Annotated in this window: 19 protein-coding genes and 1 tRNA gene; 9 read left to right on the forward strand and 11 right to left on the reverse strand. The window is 38.3% G+C overall.

Features of this window, described 5'->3' with window-relative positions; genetic code table 11:
* Positions 1-10 precede the first annotated feature (10 nt).
* On the forward strand, positions 11-820 hold the full coding sequence (gene thiD, locus ACRPLQ_RS24055) for a bifunctional hydroxymethylpyrimidine kinase/phosphomethylpyrimidine kinase (protein WP_432236298.1): 810 nt from the start codon (positions 11-13) through the stop codon (positions 818-820).
* A gap of 30 nt (positions 821-850) precedes the next feature.
* On the opposite strand, the gene gpmA is transcribed toward thiD, so the two are convergent.
* Positions 851-1,576, reverse strand: a complete 726-nt coding sequence (gene gpmA / locus ACRPLQ_RS24060; RefSeq protein WP_098112843.1) for a 2,3-diphosphoglycerate-dependent phosphoglycerate mutase — start codon at positions 1,574-1,576, stop codon at positions 851-853.
* A gap of 181 nt (positions 1,577-1,757) precedes the next feature.
* Between gpmA and ACRPLQ_RS24065 the strand changes: the two genes are divergently transcribed.
* Complete coding sequence (locus ACRPLQ_RS24065) at positions 1,758-1,955, forward strand: hypothetical protein (protein WP_016762958.1); 198 nt, start codon at positions 1,758-1,760, stop codon at positions 1,953-1,955.
* Between the two features lie 38 nt (positions 1,956-1,993).
* Here ACRPLQ_RS24065 and ACRPLQ_RS24070 read toward each other — a convergent pair whose 3' ends face one another.
* On the reverse strand, positions 1,994-2,614 hold the full coding sequence (locus ACRPLQ_RS24070) for an NAD(P)-dependent oxidoreductase (RefSeq protein ID WP_028412573.1): 621 nt from the start codon (positions 2,612-2,614) through the stop codon (positions 1,994-1,996).
* Between the two features lie 184 nt (positions 2,615-2,798).
* Here ACRPLQ_RS24070 and ACRPLQ_RS24075 point away from each other — a divergent pair, with 184 nt between their 5' ends.
* Positions 2,799-4,064: a hemolysin family protein gene (locus tag ACRPLQ_RS24075; protein ID WP_028412572.1), complete on the forward strand. Its 1,266-nt coding sequence runs from the start codon at positions 2,799-2,801 to the stop codon at positions 4,062-4,064.
* Positions 4,065-4,129: 65 nt separating this feature from the next.
* On the opposite strand, the gene ACRPLQ_RS24080 is transcribed toward ACRPLQ_RS24075, so the two are convergent.
* Entirely contained in the window at positions 4,130-4,348 is a 219-nt protein-coding gene (locus tag ACRPLQ_RS24080; protein ID WP_013055290.1) for an alpha/beta-type small acid-soluble spore protein, read from the reverse strand.
* Between the two features lie 37 nt (positions 4,349-4,385).
* Positions 4,386-4,461: transfer RNA gene (locus tag ACRPLQ_RS24085), tRNA-OTHER, on the reverse strand.
* A 181-nt stretch (positions 4,462-4,642) separates the two neighbouring features.
* On the opposite strand from ACRPLQ_RS24085, the gene ACRPLQ_RS24090 reads away from it, so the two are divergent.
* Positions 4,643-4,885 (forward strand): hypothetical protein, encoded by a 243-nt coding sequence (locus tag ACRPLQ_RS24090; RefSeq protein WP_034268022.1) that lies wholly within the window; start codon positions 4,643-4,645, stop codon positions 4,883-4,885.
* Positions 4,886-4,908: 23 nt separating this feature from the next.
* On the opposite strand, the gene ACRPLQ_RS24095 is transcribed toward ACRPLQ_RS24090, so the two are convergent.
* The 7 genes from ACRPLQ_RS24095 to ACRPLQ_RS24125 form a co-directional block, all read right to left on the reverse strand.
* Positions 4,909-6,018 (reverse strand): ABC transporter ATP-binding protein, encoded by a 1,110-nt coding sequence (locus ACRPLQ_RS24095; protein ID WP_025752961.1) that lies wholly within the window; start codon positions 6,016-6,018, stop codon positions 4,909-4,911.
* A 139-nt stretch (positions 6,019-6,157) separates the two neighbouring features.
* Positions 6,158-7,060 (reverse strand): PucR family transcriptional regulator, encoded by a 903-nt coding sequence (locus ACRPLQ_RS24100; RefSeq protein ID WP_033580652.1) that lies wholly within the window; start codon positions 7,058-7,060, stop codon positions 6,158-6,160.
* Positions 7,061-7,089: 29 nt separating this feature from the next.
* Positions 7,090-7,299, reverse strand: a complete 210-nt coding sequence (locus ACRPLQ_RS24105) for a YheE family protein (protein ID WP_028412569.1) — start codon at positions 7,297-7,299, stop codon at positions 7,090-7,092.
* A 66-nt stretch (positions 7,300-7,365) separates the two neighbouring features.
* The gene (locus tag ACRPLQ_RS24110; protein ID WP_432236299.1) at positions 7,366-8,526 is read right to left on the reverse strand and encodes a YheC/YheD family protein; all 1,161 of its coding nucleotides are present in this window, start codon (positions 8,524-8,526) and stop codon (positions 7,366-7,368) included.
* Positions 8,523-9,872 carry a YheC/YheD family protein gene (locus ACRPLQ_RS24115; protein ID WP_047751686.1) on the reverse strand — a complete coding sequence of 450 codons (1,350 nt, stop codon included), beginning with the start codon at positions 9,870-9,872 and terminating at the stop codon, positions 8,523-8,525. The genes ACRPLQ_RS24110 and ACRPLQ_RS24115 overlap by 4 nt, the downstream gene beginning before the upstream one ends.
* 4 nt (positions 9,873-9,876) lie before the next feature.
* The gene (locus ACRPLQ_RS24120; protein WP_049162846.1) at positions 9,877-10,956 is read right to left on the reverse strand and encodes a YheC/YheD family protein; all 1,080 of its coding nucleotides are present in this window, start codon (positions 10,954-10,956) and stop codon (positions 9,877-9,879) included.
* Positions 10,953-12,299, reverse strand: coding sequence for a YheC/YheD family protein (locus tag ACRPLQ_RS24125; protein ID WP_325077415.1), 1,347 nt, complete (start codon positions 12,297-12,299; stop codon positions 10,953-10,955). The genes ACRPLQ_RS24120 and ACRPLQ_RS24125 overlap by 4 nt, the downstream gene beginning before the upstream one ends.
* A gap of 187 nt (positions 12,300-12,486) precedes the next feature.
* Between ACRPLQ_RS24125 and ACRPLQ_RS24130 the strand changes: the two genes are divergently transcribed.
* From ACRPLQ_RS24130 to ACRPLQ_RS24150, 5 genes are all read left to right on the forward strand, one after another.
* On the forward strand, positions 12,487-12,837 hold the full coding sequence (locus tag ACRPLQ_RS24130) for a YlbF family regulator (protein ID WP_013055299.1): 351 nt from the start codon (positions 12,487-12,489) through the stop codon (positions 12,835-12,837).
* Positions 12,838-13,016: 179 nt separating this feature from the next.
* Complete coding sequence (locus ACRPLQ_RS24135) at positions 13,017-13,895, forward strand: Cof-type HAD-IIB family hydrolase (protein ID WP_028412564.1); 879 nt, start codon at positions 13,017-13,019, stop codon at positions 13,893-13,895.
* A 344-nt stretch (positions 13,896-14,239) separates the two neighbouring features.
* Complete coding sequence (locus ACRPLQ_RS24140) at positions 14,240-15,742, forward strand: coproporphyrinogen III oxidase (protein WP_182029536.1); 1,503 nt, start codon at positions 14,240-14,242, stop codon at positions 15,740-15,742.
* 114 nt (positions 15,743-15,856) lie between these two features.
* On the forward strand, positions 15,857-17,470 hold the full coding sequence (locus ACRPLQ_RS24145; protein ID WP_432236300.1) for a long-chain fatty acid--CoA ligase: 1,614 nt from the start codon (positions 15,857-15,859) through the stop codon (positions 17,468-17,470).
* A gap of 6 nt (positions 17,471-17,476) precedes the next feature.
* Positions 17,477-18,280 (forward strand): enoyl-CoA hydratase, encoded by an 804-nt coding sequence (locus ACRPLQ_RS24150; RefSeq protein WP_028412561.1) that lies wholly within the window; start codon positions 17,477-17,479, stop codon positions 18,278-18,280.
* Positions 18,281-18,294: the final 14 nt, after the last annotated feature.

An 18,294-nucleotide genomic window follows, 5' to 3' on the forward strand; every position in this document is an offset into this window, starting at 1 on the left:
GGTTTCAAGCATGACAGTACCAAAAGCATTAACCATTGCTGGATCAGACAGCGGTGGAGGAGCAGGCATTCAAGCAGATTTAAAAACATTTCAAGAGCGTGATGTTTTTGGCATGTCTGTTATTACAGCTGTGACTGCACAAAATACAGTTGGCGTTCAAGGAGTTTATCCTTTAGAAGTAGAAGCAGTTGAAACGCAGTTAGATTCAATTGCGACTGACTTATTTCCTAATGCAGTGAAGACAGGTATGTTGTTCAGTGCTGATATTATTTACGCAGTGGCTCGTAAAATCAAACAGCACGGACTGCAAAATATTGTAGTTGATCCCGTTATGATTGCAAAAGGCGGTCAATCTCTTCTTCAAAGAGAAGCTATACAGGCTCTAAAAGAATTATTGCCCCTTTGTGAAGTCATTACGCCGAACATACCGGAGGCGGAAGTCATCACGGGGAAAGAAATTCACACGATTGAAGACAGAAAAGAATCGGCAAAACAGATGCATGAGCTAGGTGTAAAGCACGTGGTAATTAAAGGCGGACATGACCAATCTCATCAAGATATGATTGATCTAGTGTATGATGGTCATACGTATGTTGAAATCAAGCATGAAAAGATGAATACAAAGCATACACACGGGACGGGATGCACGTTTGCTGCTTGCGTCACGGCTGAACTAGCGAAAGGCAAAAGCGTAGTTGAAGCAGTTCAAACCGCTTCGGATTTTGTTCACTATGCGATTAAGCATACGCTTGAACTTGGTTCGGGACACGGTCCTACTAATCATTGGGCGTATAGAAAATACTTTCGTTCAAATATATAAAAAAACGTGCCTACAATCTAGGCACGTTTTTTATGAAGAAGGAATATGTGTCGGAATTTCTCCATCGATGCCTAAATAATAATGTCTAATGGGCTTTAAATTATCATCAAGCTCATACACAAGCGGTACGCTTGTGGGAATATTCAAGTTCGCAATGCCATCAGGTGAAATGTTATCCAAATACTGCATCAGAGCTCTAATCGTATTACCGTGAGCGGAAATAATAACCTTTTTGCCAGCTTTAATAGAAGGAGCAATAGTTTTGTTCCAATATTCTAGAACCCGCTTTTCTGTATCGGCTAAGTTTTCCGTTACAGGAAATTGTCCCTTGGCTAATTCCTTATACTTAGGGTTGGAAGCTTCATAGCGAATATCTGTTGTCTCTAAAGCAGGAGGGCGTTCGTCCATCGACCTTCTCCACAAATGCACCTGCTCTTCTCCAAATTTTTTTGCGGTTTCTTCTTTGTTCAAACCTTGAAGAGCCCCGTAGTGTCGTTCATTCAGTCTCCAAGATTTATATACAGGAATCCACACGAAGTCCATTTGATGTAAGACAATCCATAGAGTACGAATGGATCGTTTTAAAACAGAAGTATAGGCGATATCAAAAGCATATTCGTTTTTCTTTAGCACTTTTCCGGCTTCTCGCGCTTCTTGCAATCCATTTTTAGAAAGGTCTACATCCGTCCAGCCTGTAAATTTATTTTCAAGGTTCCATACGCTTTGTCCATGCCTAATCAACACAAGTTTTATCATCATGTTCTCCTTTCAACAATGACTAAGGACTCTATTCTTTTTTATTATGAGAAGGAAAGTGTTTTTTATCCTAAAGCCGGGGAAAGGAGTTTTTAACATTTAGAAAAAGTGATGCTGAAAAGTAAAGCTTTAACTTTTTTACGCATATGATAAAAATAAAAAAGGGAAGGGAAGATAGTGGATGAGTGACCAAGAACGTCAGATTCAAGCGCTGCACGGCCAGATTGAAGATTTAAAAGAAGAAATGTATCAGATGAAGCTTGATATTAGCACATTAGAGAAAGAAAAAGGAAAGCCTGTTTTGACACCGGCTCTCGTTGGTCAAATAGGAGGTTTTGTTCTAGGTGGATTAGCTATAATTGGTATTTTTTGGATGTAGAACTTTTCGTTTTGAAAACGAAAAGTTCTCCTGATTTTTCAATAAGCAATTCCAACGCGGCATTTTGGGAATTTTTGAGCCCATATTTCATGGTAGGTAAAATGAGCGGTATCTCCCGTTGAAATTTTAACGGCATCTGCTGGCAAAATATCTTTTTCCACTCGGTATGTGCCTGTTACTTCACCATCAGGCAAGTAGGTTGGGCATATAACGGTCCAGTTTAGGTCACTTTCCTTCAAGTGTAAGTATCCTTTTAAATGATCTTCTGCTGCTCTGGTCGTTTTACGCTTTGATTCATTTGATTGAAAACGATACTTTTCCGGTTCCGTTCGTGACTGTAAAATACCTGCAGTTCCGATAGTAAGAATACGATGAACGCCGTAATGCTTCATGCTGTTTATAATAAGCGGAATACTTTTTGAAATGGTCTCTGCACCATCTGTATTTAACGCGCTGACTACGATATCTTGGTGCTTGAGGGCAAAGCTGATATTTTCTTGATCAAGGACATCGCCTTGTAAGATATGTAGGTTTGGATGACTAATCTTTAGCTTATTGCGGTCTCTAACAAGTACCGTAACGTCGTTTTCATCTTTTAGCATCATTTTTAATAAAGACTGTCCAACTCGTCCTGTTGAGCCTAATAGTAAAATTTTCATTGGTTGCACCCCTCTATAAAAGATAGTATCTATTCTTTAGAATATACAATTTGTATACTTATTCATAATAAAAAGCATGCGTAGCATAAAGTAATACAAAGTTGATGAAGAAAATATTCAACATCAAAAAAATTTGATATGATAAAAAGACAGAAAAATCAAAAAATAGGAGAGTGAATGTCTTTTGGGAGACTTGCCTCTGAATCAAATGATGATATTAGTCGTTTTGCTTATGTTATCAGCTTTCTTTTCATCTGCTGAGACAGCCTTTTCAAGCGTAAATAAAATTCGTTTAAAACATTACGCTGAGAAAAAGTATCGAGGAAGTAAAAAAGCGCTGCATATTGCTGAACACTTTGAGCAGACGCTATCGACAATTTTAGTAGGAAATGTTGTCGTAAACATTGCTGCGTCCTCTTTGGCAGCTAAAATTGCCCTCGATGTGTTTAAAGGAAACCTAGCACTTGTGATTAGTATCATCGTTATGACCATCATCATTTTGATTTTTGGTGAAGTCTTACCGAAATCGTTAGCGAAAGAGCATGCCGAATCTTTTGCGCTGATGATTTCTTCCTTGTTATTTCTTATTATTAAATTATTAACCCCGATTTCCTTCTTATTTTTACAGGTGAGAAAAGGAGCTTCTCACTTGTTAGCGTCTGCTCCCACACCAACGATCACAGAAGATGAAATTAAAGTGATGGTAGATTTAAGCGAAGAAGAAGGAACGATTAATAATATTGAAAAAGAGCTAGTTCATCGTTCACTCAATTTTAATGACATTGTGGTGGGGCAAATTTTAAAACCTAGAATAGATGTCACAGCAGTTGACGTAAATGCTGATATTGATTCGGTTTGTCAAATGTTTCTTGAAGAGAGATATTCGAGAGTCCCTGTATACGAAGATCATATTGATAACATTATTGGCATTTTATCAGAAAGAGAATTTTTAACCTGTTTAGTCCAAAGAAAAGAGATTTTTATTCGTGATTTGTTGAGACAACCTATTTTTGTAGTAGAATCCATGAAAATATCTGTACTATTGCCAGAGCTCCAAAAAAGTAAGGTTCACATGGCAATTGTAGTTGATGAGTTTGGGGGAACGGCCGGTCTTGTGACCTTAGAGGATATATTAGAAGAAATTGTAGGAGAAATTTGGGATGAACATGATGAAGCTGTTAAGTATGTACACCAGATAGGGGAAAAGGAGTACGAATTTAACGCAGACATCCCTATTGATGAATTTTTAACCTATGTAGCAGTTAGTTCTCCTGACAGTACGTGCCATACCTTAGGGGGATGGATATATGAGCAGTTTGATCATATTCCTGCTAAAGGAGACTTTTTCTCATATGAAGAGATATTGTTTACCATTAAGGAAGTAGAAAATCGACGCATTCGCAAAGTTTCCGTAAAATCATTTGCGAATAAGAATGAGGAAGCTGATTAAAAGAAATTAGAAAGCGCTCCAAGAGATCTTGGAGCGCTAAAGCCATAATATGAAATTAGTTAATATTAGTACTTGCCGCCTAAGTTTTGCTCAGCTAATTGTACTAAACGTTTTGTGATTTCGCCACCAACAGATCCGTTCGCACGAGCTGTTGCATCTGGTCCTAAGTTTACACCAAACTCACTAGCGATTTCGAACTTCATTTGATCGATAGCAGCTTGAGCACCAGGCGCTACTAACTTGTTTGATGAATTTCTGTTTGATGCGTTTTGATAATTTGCCATGTGTATTCATCTCCTCGTTAGATAAAATAGATTGTAATGGTTGAGTTAGCTGGAGTTGAACCAGCCGAGCAGATACATCGATTAGACCTGCTTGCCTACCGCGGCGTAACTCAATGTTTGCGAGCTGTTGTGCTCGGTTGTTACTAGTATTATGGCGAAAGGGAAAAAAACATATACATAGAATTTTATTGGTAATTTATAGAAAATTTTTGTGTGGAGTTTGATAAAGAGTAAGAGAGTTTTATTCCGTGCATATTATAGGTACATATTGATCAGGTAAAGCGAGGTGTGCGGATGTCGATTTGTTCTTTATGTAATGGGTTTAGTGATGTACAAATGACGTGCAAAGCATGTGGAGAAGTGCTAGGGGATATGGGAAAAGTCAGCGATTATTTTGATGATTACAGTGCTTACATGGAAATCGATCAGTTAAAAGTAGAAAATGGGTATCCTAGTGATTTAGCAAATCACCAATGTATTCATCTCTTTTACTGCTCTACTTGTCACAGTGAGGAATTGAAGCAAATACAGGAATAAAAAAAGACCCCTAAGGGTCTTTTTTATTCGTGCTCAGCACGGATGCGCTGTTCGGATTCTGCATCAAAGAAATGCGCTTTGTTCATATCTAATGCTAAGTCTAGAGACTGAAGCGGTTTAATATCTGTTCTTGAATCTACGCGTGCTACAAAATCTTGTCCGCCAAGTTTAGAATAAAGCATGGTTTCAGCTCCCATTAACTCGGATACATCGACTTTAATGGTAACTTTTGTGCCGGGTGAAGATTCAATAAATACAGGCTCATCATGGAAATCTTCAGGACGGATGCCTAAAATAATTTGTTTATTTAAATATCCTTGCTCGCGAAGTATTTTCATTTTACCTTCCGGAACTGCAAGAAGAGAATCGCCTACTTGAACCTTTCCGTCTTTTAACGTTCCGGTTAAGAAGTTCATAGCAGGAGAACCAATAAACCCGCCTACAAATACATTTTCAGGTTTTTCATATACTTCTTTTGGTGTACCAACCTGCTGGATAATCCCATCTTTCATAACAACCAGACGAGAAGCCATTGTCATTGCTTCGGTTTGGTCATGTGTTACGTAAATTGTTGTTGTACCCAAACGCTGGTGAAGCTTCGCAATTTCAGAACGCATTTGCACACGTAATTTCGCGTCTAAGTTTGATAAAGGTTCGTCCATTAAGAAGACCTTAGCATCACGAACGATTGCACGACCTAGAGCTACACGCTGACGCTGTCCGCCGGATAATGCTTTTGGCTTGCGCTCTAAGTATTGCTCAAGTCCTAAAATACGAGCGGCATCTTTTACGCGGCGTTCGATTTCATCTTTTGGTAATTTACGAAGTTTTAAGCCGAAAGCCATGTTGTCATATACGCTCATATGCGGATACAATGCGTAGTTTTGGAATACCATTGCAATATCGCGATCTTTTGGAGCAACGTCATTTACACGCTTGCTGTCAATATAAAAATCACCTTTGGAAATTTCCTCTAGCCCTGCAACCATACGAAGCGTTGTCGATTTCCCGCAGCCTGAAGGCCCAACAAATACAATAAATTCTTTATCTTGAATGTGAAGGTTAAAATCTTTTACCGCCGTCACATCTTTATCATACATTTTATAAATATGTTCTAAACGTAATTCAGCCATTTCCATTTCCCCCTTGTATGTACTCTGTGAAACCGTTTTCTTAACTCTAGTGTAATTTTTTTTAATGAAACGGTAAATGGCAAACATGCACAAAAAAAAGAAAGAGTTTTCGTGCACTATTTACGAAAACCCTTTCATTTTATTTTTTATCCTGCGAATTTTTTAACGCAAGAATAGCTAAGTAAGCAGACACAGCTCCTGTGAAGTGTTTGATATCAAGGTGTGTGCGATCAATAAATTTCTCAATTCTATACTGCAAGCTGTTGCGATGCATGTACAAATTCTTAGCAGCAAGAGATACGTTTAAATTACATTCTAAATAAACTTTAATCGTTTCTAAAAGATCTCCATCATCTTTTACTAAGTCAAGTAAATGTATCATATGATTTTGGATTGCCTCTGAAGACTCTTGCAGAACCAAATGGGGTAAAACGTCGGTAAAATGGATAACATGGTTTTGTTCGACTGTATGCTTAATTTGATAAAACCATTTCTTTTCACGCTCAAAAATTAATCGCGGTGAAGACGGAAAAAAGTGAATTTGTCCTTCAAAGAACTGAATTGAAGTTTCAAAATCATGACATAGCACCTCGATAGAATCTGATAAATTTTCAGTTAAGTCATTAGGATCATCAAAGGTTTCGATAACGATACCTGATTGTTTATCAATCCACAACACAGTAATCGAGGTAGAATACAAGGCGTGAAGCGCATTTTCAAACTCTATTTTTTGTTCAAACAAACGTTTAATTAAAAACTGGGTAAAGCGAAAAGAATGGTGCGTATGATGAGAGTGAATGACTTTTTCAGGTGCTTTAAATAACAGGTTTGACCAATACAATTGTTCTGGCGTCAGGAAAGAAACTTCCTCATCATAAGGCGTTAAAAAAGCAGAAAGTAATGCCTGCTCTTTTTGAGACAAAGCCGTGTGTTCAATTCCAATGAAGCCTTCATCACATGAAAACCATTTGTATCGTTCAAATTGAGAAGGGATTTTAGCCTTAATCATTTTATCCCCAAATAGTGTGTGCAGCTGTTTCATCTGTGCTCGTTCCCTTCGGTGAAAGCTTACTATTCATAAACGTGAAAAAGCATAAGCTCATGAATATAATCAATTAATTGTGTTTCATCTATTTGATTAGAAAGCGCAGTTTTCCATACAATTTGTCCATCTTTTAAATAATCAGCCTCGTAATAAACCCGATTCATATAAAACGAGATGTGCCAGCCCGGCATTCGATTATTTTGATACAGTGGTTTAACCTGAAAATGTGCAACCATAAAGAAAATCTCCTTTCTCAAGTAGTTATTATAAGCTTACCATGAGAAAAGGAGATGAAAAATCATTTAATCTAAAAATTTTGTTAATTTGTAAAATATGTTGCATATGTGTTTAGCACCTTGCGTTTGAATGTCTGTTTCATCAAAAATCATCGGTTTTGCATTCACTTCAAACAGATAATAATGACCTTGGACTGACTTTGCCATATCAAGAGAAAATTCTTCAATGAGAGGGAAGGACTTTTGAAGGACTTGCCCGCACGTATTTACAAAAGACGAAAGAAAGGAAGTATCTACTTCATCTTCAAGATCTTGAGAAGGTGAAATGCTTCCGCCGTTTAACGTATGTGTTGTAATGGAGTGATAGGGACTATGTCGAATACCGACGCCGCTAATAACATACCGGCTATCTTTGTGATGCGCTAAAATACGTAAGTCATAGCGCCGGTCTTTGAATGGCTGCGTCTCAATTGCTTCTTGAATGAGATAAGCAGACCTGGGAAGGTCAATTGCTTGTAAAGAAGAAAATTCTTCTTTGCGCTTATGATCTTGATAAATAATCGTATGCTTATCGGAAGATAATCGGAAAATTCCAGCGCCTTTACTGCTGTTAATAGGCTTAAAATAAAGAGAAGAGTGTTTTTGCAGAAGCTTAGCAATATCAATTTCTGGTGTTAAACGATAGGTTTTAGGAAGGTGAGAAGATAATAGTGGATGTTTTGAAAATAACTGATACACTTTCCATTTTGAAAAAAAAGCGGAATTAAAAAGGGGGATGTGCCTGCTTTTTATTTTTTTGTGTAAAGATTTCAGCTTTTTGGTTTCTGATTTTCTTCCTGGATAACGATTATATATAACGTTTGGCAGCGGCAAAGTTGTTTTGATCCACTGCTTTTTTGCCCCGTCAAAGCAATACCCTTCAAAGAAGTGATGAGACATTGTTTCTTCAGCGAATAAAGCAAGAAGCCCGCCTTTCTCTTGCAGGGTATGATGTAAGAGTTCTAATAAAGGACGCTGTTTTACATTCAGTTTTTCCAAAACAGCTTTGTTCGTTAAAACTCCCACAATAGGACCTGCTTTTTCTCCTTTTAAACGAAGAAAAGCTTGAGTAGAAGAAATGCTTTGAGTAAAGGGAAGTTCAATTTCTTGAACTCCCCATTTGTAAGATGCTGAAGGATTATTATGAAACCACTGCTGCTTTTCTTTGTGATAGTAAATTGTAATCATATGCTGATGCCTTCAGGTGTATTTAGATAGTATCCAGATAAGTAAATCGCATATTCTAGAGAAAGTTTTCTAGTTTGTTGATCTGCTTTTCGTAAGGCAGGGTGTGAAAAAATAGAGCGACCGGGCTTAGAGTTAGCTTCAAACAGCCACACGTTTCCTTGATAATCCACTCCAAAATCGAATCCAAGCTCTCCAATTAATCCGTTCAACTCCTGTTCAAGTATATGACTAATTGAGATAGCGGCATCTTTTAGCTTATTTTCAATTTCTTTTTTGTAAGAAGGGTTAGTGAATATTTTGGCTGTAGCTTCAATTTCTCCGCCGTAATCAAGATGCGTAGTGATGCTGTTGGGACCGGCTACTTTAGCAGCTAGAGCAGTAAGCACCCATTGGTTATTCCCGTCTTTATTCGTATGCACGCGAAAGTCTACACAGCGCTTTTCTTTTTTGATTAATGAAATACCTTGCTGAGCAATGTATGAAGGATTAGTAAGTAAATATTCAAATTCTGATAATAGTTCCTCCAAGGTTTCTTTTTCTTGAACATGAAGACCTTTTTCTCCTTTGTAAGTCAGCGTGTACATGGAATCCTTAAAAGATAGGGTATAAATGCCGCGGCCTAAGCTTCCGTTTTTCGGCTTTAAATAAACGGTTTGATGAAGAAGCAGAAGTTTTTTTATTTGCTCACACGAAGGACTTTCAACCGTGTAAGGTAACAAATAGGCTGTCTGCTCGTTCAGTTTTAAAAGCTCATGAATTTCCCACTTGTTGAAAAAATCAGGATTAAAAAATGGAATGCCGTAATCAGTCATCATCTTTTCTTTAATGAACTTAAAAGGAGCTAACCCCTCTGTTTTTCGATTTGGCAAACGGTTATATACAACGTTAGGAAGCGGGACTTCATGCTGTGTCCAGCCGCTTTCCTCGTAAAAATAGCCGTTTATGGTCCCGGTTTCCCAGTTGATATGATGAGTTCCAAAAATAAAAGGAAGTCCCCCTGTTATACTTGCAGTAGAAAGAAGTTTAGCTAAGTGAAGGGAACGCTTTCCAATTGGCCGCAGCAGAGAACCAGTAAAACCAGCTGATAACACACCAATTAAAGGTCCTAAGTGAATGGTCTCATTCACAATAATAGGGTGCATCATATGAGCGAAAGGAATTTGCAGTTTTGTCATTAGCTCAGCTGAAATCTGAATTTCTTCACATTCTGAAGATTGTATAAGGCATGGAGCTGTCATTGTTCCAAAAGCTGCTTGTTTCAAGGAGTCTTTGTAAAGAGATGCAGGAACAGAAAGATCGCATCCTAGCTGCTCTACTACAACAAGGCGAGTAAGAGTTTTTTTCATAGCATTACTCCTTACGATACGATAGTGTGTTAGCTAAATAGATGCAGTAAGACAGGACATTTTTATACATGACTTCTTTTTGTTCAGGAGCTGTCTCCATTACGATTTTTCTTCCTGGTTTCGAATTTAAATCTAGAATCCAGATGCTGAAGTCTCTCGAGATACATAAATCAATACCTAATTCAAAAAGAGAAGGAAAATGATTTTCCAGCACGGACGGAATCGTTTTACAAATGGTGTTGATTTCATCCATTACATATTGACGGTGAACGCGAGGGATGCGAGGCAGCAAGTTCTCAAAAGGTACAATAGAGGCTCCTGAACTTACATTTGTTACGATGGAGTCTCGTTCACCTTGTCTAATTCCTCTTCCAATTTCTTTCCAAGCACCATCGTTTCCTTTTTGTAATAGCAGTCTTATATCAAAAGGAGTGCGCTCATAAGGGAAAAATGAAATATGGGGCTGAGCAATATACAATACATCACGGGCCGTTTTCGTAAACCAGTTCTTAAACTCCTGAAAAGAGGAAAATAGAATGGTGTTTACAATGTCATTTTGTTGATAAGAAGCTTCAATTTCACGTCCACGCTGTCTTAATTTCACAATTCCTTTACCTTGTGAGCCGTTGGCAGGCTTAATCATTAGGCTATCGTTTGTTCGAAGCAGCTGAACAAGCTGCTCTACACTTTCGATTGGAGTGGTAGGAGGAATATATGAAGATAAATAGCTATCTTTTTTAATGGCTTCATAGACATCTAGCTTATTGGGCAATCCATGGCCTAAAAATGTAACATCTTCCCGCTGTTTAAGCCAGTTTACAATAGGGCGAGCCTTATTAGACAGCGAGTCTTTTCGATAAAAGCAGCGATCGTAAATAAACGAAGGAAGTAAAAAGGAATCTTCTATCCATTTCTTTTGTTGTAAATCGTAGCGGAAGCCTTCAATATTTTCGGTGTTAGGATGAATGTTAAAAGGAGTAAAACGGTATATTTCAATTGAAAACTCAGAAGCATGTTTAGCAATTTCGGTCACATACTCCACTTCTTGCTGTGGGTGAATCGTTAAAAAGCCTAATGAAATCATCGTAAATCCTCCTTGGCAAATTGAAAATTCGTTGCATGCAGACAATAATCAAGCAGTGCTTTTGTTGAGGGACGAACAGAGGAAGCGCTTGAATCTAATTGTTTGGAAGGTTTGACATTTACTTCAATAATCCAAGGCTTTCCTTCTTGATCAATCGCTAAATCAATACCAAATTCTGCATAAAGTTCAGACGGGTGAGAAAGCTGTGTGCAAATTTCAATCGCAATCTCTTTTAAAAGTGAAAGGATATGGCGCGTCGTTTTTGAATCATAGAGCTGAGTTAAAACTTGCTGAGGAGGATGAATATCCCCTCCACGAGCAAGATTTGAGACGAAATTGCCGGGTTTTGATACACGTGTGACAATGGACGTGATTTTCCACGTCAAGTCGTCTTTTTTATGACAGAGAATGCGGAAATCAAAAGGGCACTGTTTGTATGTCTGCAGTGAAATTCCTTCTTGGATGAGAAATCCTTGCCTTTTTAATTGACTATAAAGCGTTTCAAATAAGTCATAGAGAGATTCATATTCTTTTTCATACGTCTGTGTAAACGTTGTATAGTCTAAAATATACTTCTCTTTCTTTGAAATTTTAAAAATATTTTTTCCTTGGCTACCATGAACAGGCTTCAGAAAAACATCGTCATGAAGTTCCAAAGCGTCAAGAAGATCTTGACGTGAACGAAGCTGATACGTTTTTGGCAAATATGGAAGCAAGTGTACAACATCTTTAAGCTGTTGAAAAACCGTCCATTTATTTAAGTAGCGTGCGTTAAAGAAAGGAACGTCATGCTCTTTCAAAAATGTTTTAAAGGTTTGAAAATCAGCGCTTTGCTCGGTTTTCCTGGCATGAATCCGGTTGTGTACGATTCCCGGAAAGGGAACGTCTGAATAAACCCATCGATCACCGCGATAAACATATCCTTTAGGGGACAATGACTTCACGTCGCTCAATTTGCTCACATAGCAAAAACACCCTAACTCCTTGCAAGCTTGAACAAATTCCTTACAAAATACAGAAATGGAGCCAAAGGGTTCTTCATCTTCTCGAACTTCTGTTACGATGCTAATCACGGGTCCCATCCTAAACGTGTTCTCTTCGTAAATGCCTCTCAGCTGATGCGTTTCATACGGAAAGCGAAAGTCTGCAAATAGAGCTTCCGACATCATGAAGCAGCATTCTCGATGCTGAAAAACAGTGGCTTTGACTTCTTTCGTGATGGAGCCTACTGTTAACGTAAACTCGTGCTTGCATTTCACACGTGAGAACAGAGCAGAACTAATGTAAATGTCGTCGCTCATATGGTTCTCTAGTGGTTTTAGAGAAATGGTAAAAGTATTCATAAACGAATCCTCTTTTTCTTTTCTTTAGTAGGCGAATGCTGATATATACTATGAGGAATTAGCCCAATCTGTGAAGAGAATTTATCGTTTTCTGAGAAAATAAAGGTCTTAAGCTGAATTTTATATAATAATTTGTTATAGTTAGGGAAGTCAAGAAATTATAGAACTGAATTAGGAGGAACTTAACGTGTCTGTAAACTTACATGATGTAGCAAATGATTTAGAAAAAGCAATTCGTCAAAGCGACGATTACACAAACTTAAAAAACTTATATGCAGCAGTAAACGCTGATCAAGGTTCAAAACAATTATTTGAGCGTTTCCGTACAATGCAAATGGAGCTGCAACAAAAGCAAATGATGGGCCAAGAGATCACTGAAGAAGAAGTTCAGCAAGCTCAACAAACAGTTGCAATCGTTCAACAAGATCAAAATATCGCGAAGCTAATGGAAGCTGAGCAACGTATGAGCATGGTAATTGGTGAATTAAACAAAATTATCATGAAGCCACTTGAAGAACTTTACGGTGCGGCTGAATAAGAGATAGAGAAAAGAGGAAAAGAGAAATCTTTTCCTCTTTTTTTATGCGGAAATTCCTTCTAATTGTGCAGTTCTGCTCATAAGCTTAGTAACAAGGCTACACATGCCGACTATCATGAAAAGGTCATTTATAACCGTATCCTAACGGATTAGACATCTATGAAAGAAGGGGTTTTCATATGGCTTATCGATTGCTAGCGTTGAATATTGATGGAACCATTTTAAATAGCCAAGGGCGCGTTACAAAAGAAACGAAAGACGCAATTCAATTTGTGAAAAATAAAGGGGTTTACGTTACGTTAGTAACAAACAGGCATTTTCCGTCTGCTAAAAAAATTGCTCGATCACTTAAAGTTCATCCAGCAATGCTCATTACTCATAGCGGTGCCTTTATCGGAACATCGATAGACAAACCGATACTAGATAAGAGAATTAGCGAGGAAAAAACATTTAATCTCATTCAGCTTTTTGAAAATTTTAATTGTCATGTCCGCATTTTGCATGAAAGGTTTTCAATTGGAAATCGTGTAAAGCTTCCTAATAATATCGTAGCTAAAAGCGTGTTAAAAACGGGAGAACCGCTCTTTTATCCCGTGCAGTTCGTAGATTCATTAGGAGATACGCTTCGTGATGAACCTGTTTCTACTCCAAAAATAGAAGTATATTTTGCAGATCGTAGAGAAAAAGAATACGCTGAGCAAACAATTGCCAGTGCAGTTCCGGATATTGAATGGTTTTCGTATCCAAATGAAAATAGATGTTATATTACGCCAAAAGGAGCCACAAAAGCTGCCGGCGTTCGTTATGTAGCAAATCGTCTAGGGATACCGATGGAAGACGTAGTAGCCATTGGAAATTGCTATGATGATGTAGAAACGATTGAACACGCGGGAATGGGTGTGGCCATGGGTAATTCACCAACGGAATTAAAAATGCTTGCGGATTGGGTTACTCGTTCTAATAATGAAAATGGTGTAGCATATATGGTGAAAGAATTATTTAGAAAGCAGCAGCGTCTTGGTTATCTTCATCAAATTGACAGCTTTCGTTTAAAATAAATAAAAGTATGTTAGTTGAAGGGAAATCCGAACGAAGAATCCAACTCGTTCGGATTTTTTTCATTGGTAAGATAAACTTCAGCTTCACGTATGTAGCTGTTTCTAACTGTTGATTGAAGGGCAAGGCGAAGACTCCTGCATAAATCAACAGAAGTGTAACAAGCAATTCATATGAGCTTATTTGTCCCATTTGTTCGTCTGTAGGTTGAATTAATGTAATTATGGCTCAATTTCTTTTTCCGTTTGTTTCCTGTCCGCATATTCCCTTGAGCTGAGCACCTTGACCGGACATACGTAGGTTTTGTAAACTGATTACTTAGATAGAATTGATTTGAAAGGTGATTATATTGAACATTTATATAAAAGGTATAGAAGATGAGCGTTTTTTACGTCCGCTTCACCGAATTTCAGATTTGTTTTTTGAAGAAAGCAACGTCTCCTTTGAGGATGATAACGAAGCTCAGCTCAAGGTCGAAGTAGAGCTAAAAGTTCATGAAGAAATTTATGCGAAAGCAGTGCTGCATGATGCTGCAACGGACAAGGTGTTTACAGAAGAGCTTTCTAAATCGTTTACGCCTTATGAAACAGAAAAAGAAAAATTTAAGCAAATAAAAAATGTGGTGCTTCGCGTCTACTTATCTGTGTTACAGGAGTATACAAACATTGTTCAAAAATGGGGTATTTTAACCGGTATACGTCCAACGAAGTTGCTTCATATGAAACTGCAGTCAGGCAAAAGTAAAGAACAAGCACATCGTGAGCTAAAGGAAGAATATTTAATCACTGATGACAAAATTAATTTAATGCAGCATATTGTGGATCGTCAACTAGCAGCTATTCCCGATTTACATGAGTTAAAGAACGAGGTAAGCATTTATATAGGCATTCCGTTTTGTCCGACGAAGTGTGCATACTGTACATTCCCAGCCTATGCGATTAACGGACGTCAAGGATCCGTTACGTCATTTTTAGGCGGCTTGCATTATGAGATGCGTGAAGTAGGGAAATGGTTAAAAGACAATGACGTCAAGATTACAACCGTCTATTACGGCGGAGGCACACCAACGAGCATTACCGCTGAAGAAATGGACATGCTGTATGAAGAGATGTATGAATCGTTCCCTGATGTACAAAATATCCGTGAAATTACGGTAGAAGCAGGAAGACCCGATACGATTACGGAAGAAAAGCTAGCTGTTTTGAACAAATGGAATATTGACCGGATTAGTGTAAATCCGCAGTCTTATATTCAAGAAACCTTAAAAGCTATTGGACGTCATCATACAGTTGAAGAAACGATTGATAAATTTCATCTTTCTCGAAAAATGGGGATGAATAACATTAACATGGACTTAATTATTGGGCTTCCAAATGAAGGTGTAGAAGAATTTCAGCATACGCTAGACGAATCTAAAAAATTGCTTCCTGAATCTTTAACTGTTCATACGCTATCGTTTAAACGCGCGTCTGAAATGACTCAAAATAAACGGAAATACAAAGTAGCAGATCGCTATGAAATTGGTAAAATGATGGATTTAGCGACTGAGTGGACTCAAGAACAAGGATATGAACCTTATTATTTATATCGCCAAAAAAATATTTTAGGTAATTTAGAGAACGTTGGATATTCATTCCCTGGTCAAGAGAGCCTGTACAATATTATGATCATGGAAGAAAAGCAGACGATTATTGGCCTTGGGTGCGGGGCATCCAGTAAGTTCGTGCATCCAGAAACAGGCATTATTACAAGGTTTGCGAATCCAAAAGACCCAAAATCGTACAACGATGGATTCGAGCACTATACGCAAGAGAAACTCAAGATTTTAGATGAATTGTTTAGGAAATAAAAAGGTCACTTTTTAGTGATCTTTTTTATTTTCAGCAGGGAAATGTCGGAATCTGTTGAATATATAAGAAAGTTGTAAGCGTTTTCTTATTATGACGATGCGAGGTGCCGCTTAATGATGAATGTACAGTTAACCGTACCATCTATGATGGAAAGAGCTGAAAAGCTGTTTGGTAAAAAAGAAGTGGTTTCTAAATCTTCAAAAGGGATTCAACGTTTAACTTATAATCAGTTAATAAAACGGACTCGGCAGCTCTCTAGTATGCTAGAACGAATTGGAGTGAAGCGAGGAGAAAGAGTCGGAACGTTTGCATGGAATCATCATAGACATCTAGAGGGTTATTTTGCTGTGCCGGGAATAGGCGCTGTGCTTCACACAATTAATATCCGGTTAGATTCTGAGCAAATTGTATACATCATTAACCATGCACGCGATAAAGTCATTTTACTTGATGAATGCTTTTTACCTTTATTTGAAAGCATTCATCAAAGGCTTTCACATGTTGAAGCCTATATCCTTATGTCAGATGAAGGTGAGCTGCCAGAAACAGAGTTGCCAGTGTATCATTACGAAAATTGGATTCAGCAAGGGAATGCATCGCATTCCTTTGTTCAAGATTTAAGCGAAGAAGAACCAGCAGGTCTTTGTTATACCTCTGCTACTACAGGAGAGCCAAAGGGCGTTGTATATTCTCATCGCGCTATTTATTTACACTGTTTGGCGCTAGGACTTGCTGATAGTGCTGGATTATCAGAAGGTGATACCGCTATGCCTATCGTTCCGATGTTTCATGTAAATGCATGGGGAATTCCTTTTGCTGCGGTCTGGTTTGGGACAAAGCTCGTGCTGCCGGGCGCTTTTTGTACCTCAGAGACGATTGCCTCTCTCATTGAACAAGAGAAAGTAACTCTTGCTGCAGCAGTACCTACCGTTTGGTTAAATTTTTTACAAGAGTTAGAAAAAAAGCCTTACGCAGTTGATAGTTTGCGGGCTATTTTATGCGGCGGATCAGCGGCCCCAAAAAGTGTCATTCGAGAATTTCAGGAAAAATATCAAATTGAATTTATGCATGCATACGGAATGACGGAAACAAGCCCTGTTGTAACCGTCTCCCGCTTAAAAAGCTATCAGTACAGCGAAGACCCTGAGTATCAGCTCAGCGTAAAAGCGAAGCAAGGTTTCTTAGTTCCTGGCGTTGAAATGAAAGTAATAGGTCAAAATGGAGAAGTTGCTTGGGATGGAGTGGAAATGGGTGAGCTATTACTAAAGGGGCCATGGGTAGCTTCTGAATATTACAAGGATAAAAGAACAGAAGATACGTTTAAAGACGGCTGGCTGTATACGGGAGATATTGTGACGGTTGACGAAGAGGGAACGATCAAAATTGTAGACCGAACAAAAGATTTAATTAAAAGCGGAGGAGAATGGATTTCATCGGTTGATCTAGAAAACGCGCTGATTGCCCATGAATCTGTTTTCGAAGCCTGTGTCATAGCAGTCCCTCATAAGGTGTGGCAAGAGCGTCCAGTTGCTTGTGTCGTGTTAAAAGATGCATATAAAGGTGTCGTTTCGTCAGAAGAGCTGCTCAAATTTTTAGCGCCGCAGTTCGCAAAATGGTGGCTTCCAGATGACATTTTATTTATGGATGAAATCCCAAAGACAACGGTCGGAAAGTTTTTAAAACGTACGCTTCGTGAACAAGTCCTCAATCATTATCAGAAAGGGTGAGTAAATATGACCGTCGAATTAAAAGTAGTAGAACTAGTTTTGCAAGAGCGTGTCGCCACAATTTCGTTTAACAGGCCGGATGCGTTAAATGCATTAAACGAAGAAGTGCTAGAGCAGTTTATTCAATGTTTAAAAGTTGTCGAAGAAAGTGAAGTGGACTTCTTAGTAGTAAAAGGAAACGGAAAAGTGTTTTCAGCAGGGGGAGATATTAATATGATGATGTCACCTTCACAATCAGAACGTTTTGAGCAGGTGATGGATTTAATTAATGAAGCCGTGCTGACTTTATACAGCCTGCCTCAAATGACGATAAGTGTACTGCACGGTGCGGCAGCAGGGCTAGGGCTCAGCATTGCGCTTGCTTCTGATTATATTATTGCAGAAAGACACACGAAAATTGCGATGAACTTTATCGGCATTGCTCTAATTCCAGACGGAGGCGGTCACTTTTTACTAGAAAAGCGCATCGGTTCTCATCGTGCGAAACAGCTGATTTGGGAAGGAAAGACATTAAAAGCAGAGGAAGCTCATCAATTTGGCATAATTGATGAAATAAAAGAAGGAGATTTGGCGAAGCGTGTAGAAGATTATCTTTCATATTGGCTAAAAAAACCTTCACGTGCTTTGAAGGAAACAAAGCGAATTTATGTGGAGACATCTATTTCACAATTAAAGCAAGTGCTTGCGCTTGAGAAAAGAAGTCAGTTTGCTATGAGCCAAAGTTCGGATCATAAGGAAGGTGTACGTGCGTTTCTGGAAAAGCGAGCGCCTGTTTTTAATCAAAGTGAAAAAGATATTTCCGAAAATTAAGTGAACTAGTTTAA

The sequence above is a fragment of the Priestia sp. TRN 1309 genome (genome assembly GCF_050846875.1).
Classification (GTDB): domain Bacteria; phylum Bacillota; class Bacilli; order Bacillales; family Bacillaceae_H; genus Priestia; species Priestia zanthoxyli.

Excerpts from the sequence above, each read along its gene's own strand:
- thiD (WP_432236298.1), top strand. The coding sequence starts at position 11 with ATGACAGTACCAAAAGCATTAACCATTGCTGGATCAGACAGCGGTGGA.
- gpmA (WP_098112843.1), bottom strand. The coding sequence starts at position 1,576 with ATGATAAAACTTGTGTTGATTAGGCATGGACAAAGCGTATGGAACCTT.
- ACRPLQ_RS24065 (WP_016762958.1), top strand. The coding sequence starts at position 1,758 with ATGAGTGACCAAGAACGTCAGATTCAAGCGCTGCACGGCCAGATTGAA.
- ACRPLQ_RS24070 (WP_028412573.1), bottom strand. The coding sequence starts at position 2,614 with ATGAAAATTTTACTATTAGGCTCAACAGGACGAGTTGGACAGTCTTTA.
- ACRPLQ_RS24080 (WP_013055290.1), bottom strand. The coding sequence starts at position 4,348 with ATGGCAAATTATCAAAACGCATCAAACAGAAATTCATCAAACAAGTTA.
- ACRPLQ_RS24090 (WP_034268022.1), top strand. The coding sequence starts at position 4,643 with ATGTCGATTTGTTCTTTATGTAATGGGTTTAGTGATGTACAAATGACG.
- ACRPLQ_RS24095 (WP_025752961.1), bottom strand. The coding sequence starts at position 6,018 with ATGGCTGAATTACGTTTAGAACATATTTATAAAATGTATGATAAAGAT.
- ACRPLQ_RS24100 (WP_033580652.1), bottom strand. The coding sequence starts at position 7,060 with ATGAAACAGCTGCACACACTATTTGGGGATAAAATGATTAAGGCTAAA.
- ACRPLQ_RS24105 (WP_028412569.1), bottom strand. The coding sequence starts at position 7,299 with ATGGTTGCACATTTTCAGGTTAAACCACTGTATCAAAATAATCGAATG.
- ACRPLQ_RS24110 (WP_432236299.1), bottom strand. The coding sequence starts at position 8,526 with ATGATTACAATTTACTATCACAAAGAAAAGCAGCAGTGGTTTCATAAT.
- ACRPLQ_RS24115 (WP_047751686.1), bottom strand. The coding sequence starts at position 9,872 with ATGAAAAAAACTCTTACTCGCCTTGTTGTAGTAGAGCAGCTAGGATGC.
- ACRPLQ_RS24120 (WP_049162846.1), bottom strand. The coding sequence starts at position 10,956 with ATGATTTCATTAGGCTTTTTAACGATTCACCCACAGCAAGAAGTGGAG.
- ACRPLQ_RS24125 (WP_325077415.1), bottom strand. The coding sequence starts at position 12,299 with ATGAATACTTTTACCATTTCTCTAAAACCACTAGAGAACCATATGAGC.
- ACRPLQ_RS24135 (WP_028412564.1), top strand. The coding sequence starts at position 13,017 with ATGGCTTATCGATTGCTAGCGTTGAATATTGATGGAACCATTTTAAAT.
- ACRPLQ_RS24145 (WP_432236300.1), top strand. The coding sequence starts at position 15,857 with ATGATGAATGTACAGTTAACCGTACCATCTATGATGGAAAGAGCTGAA.
- ACRPLQ_RS24150 (WP_028412561.1), top strand. The coding sequence starts at position 17,477 with ATGACCGTCGAATTAAAAGTAGTAGAACTAGTTTTGCAAGAGCGTGTC.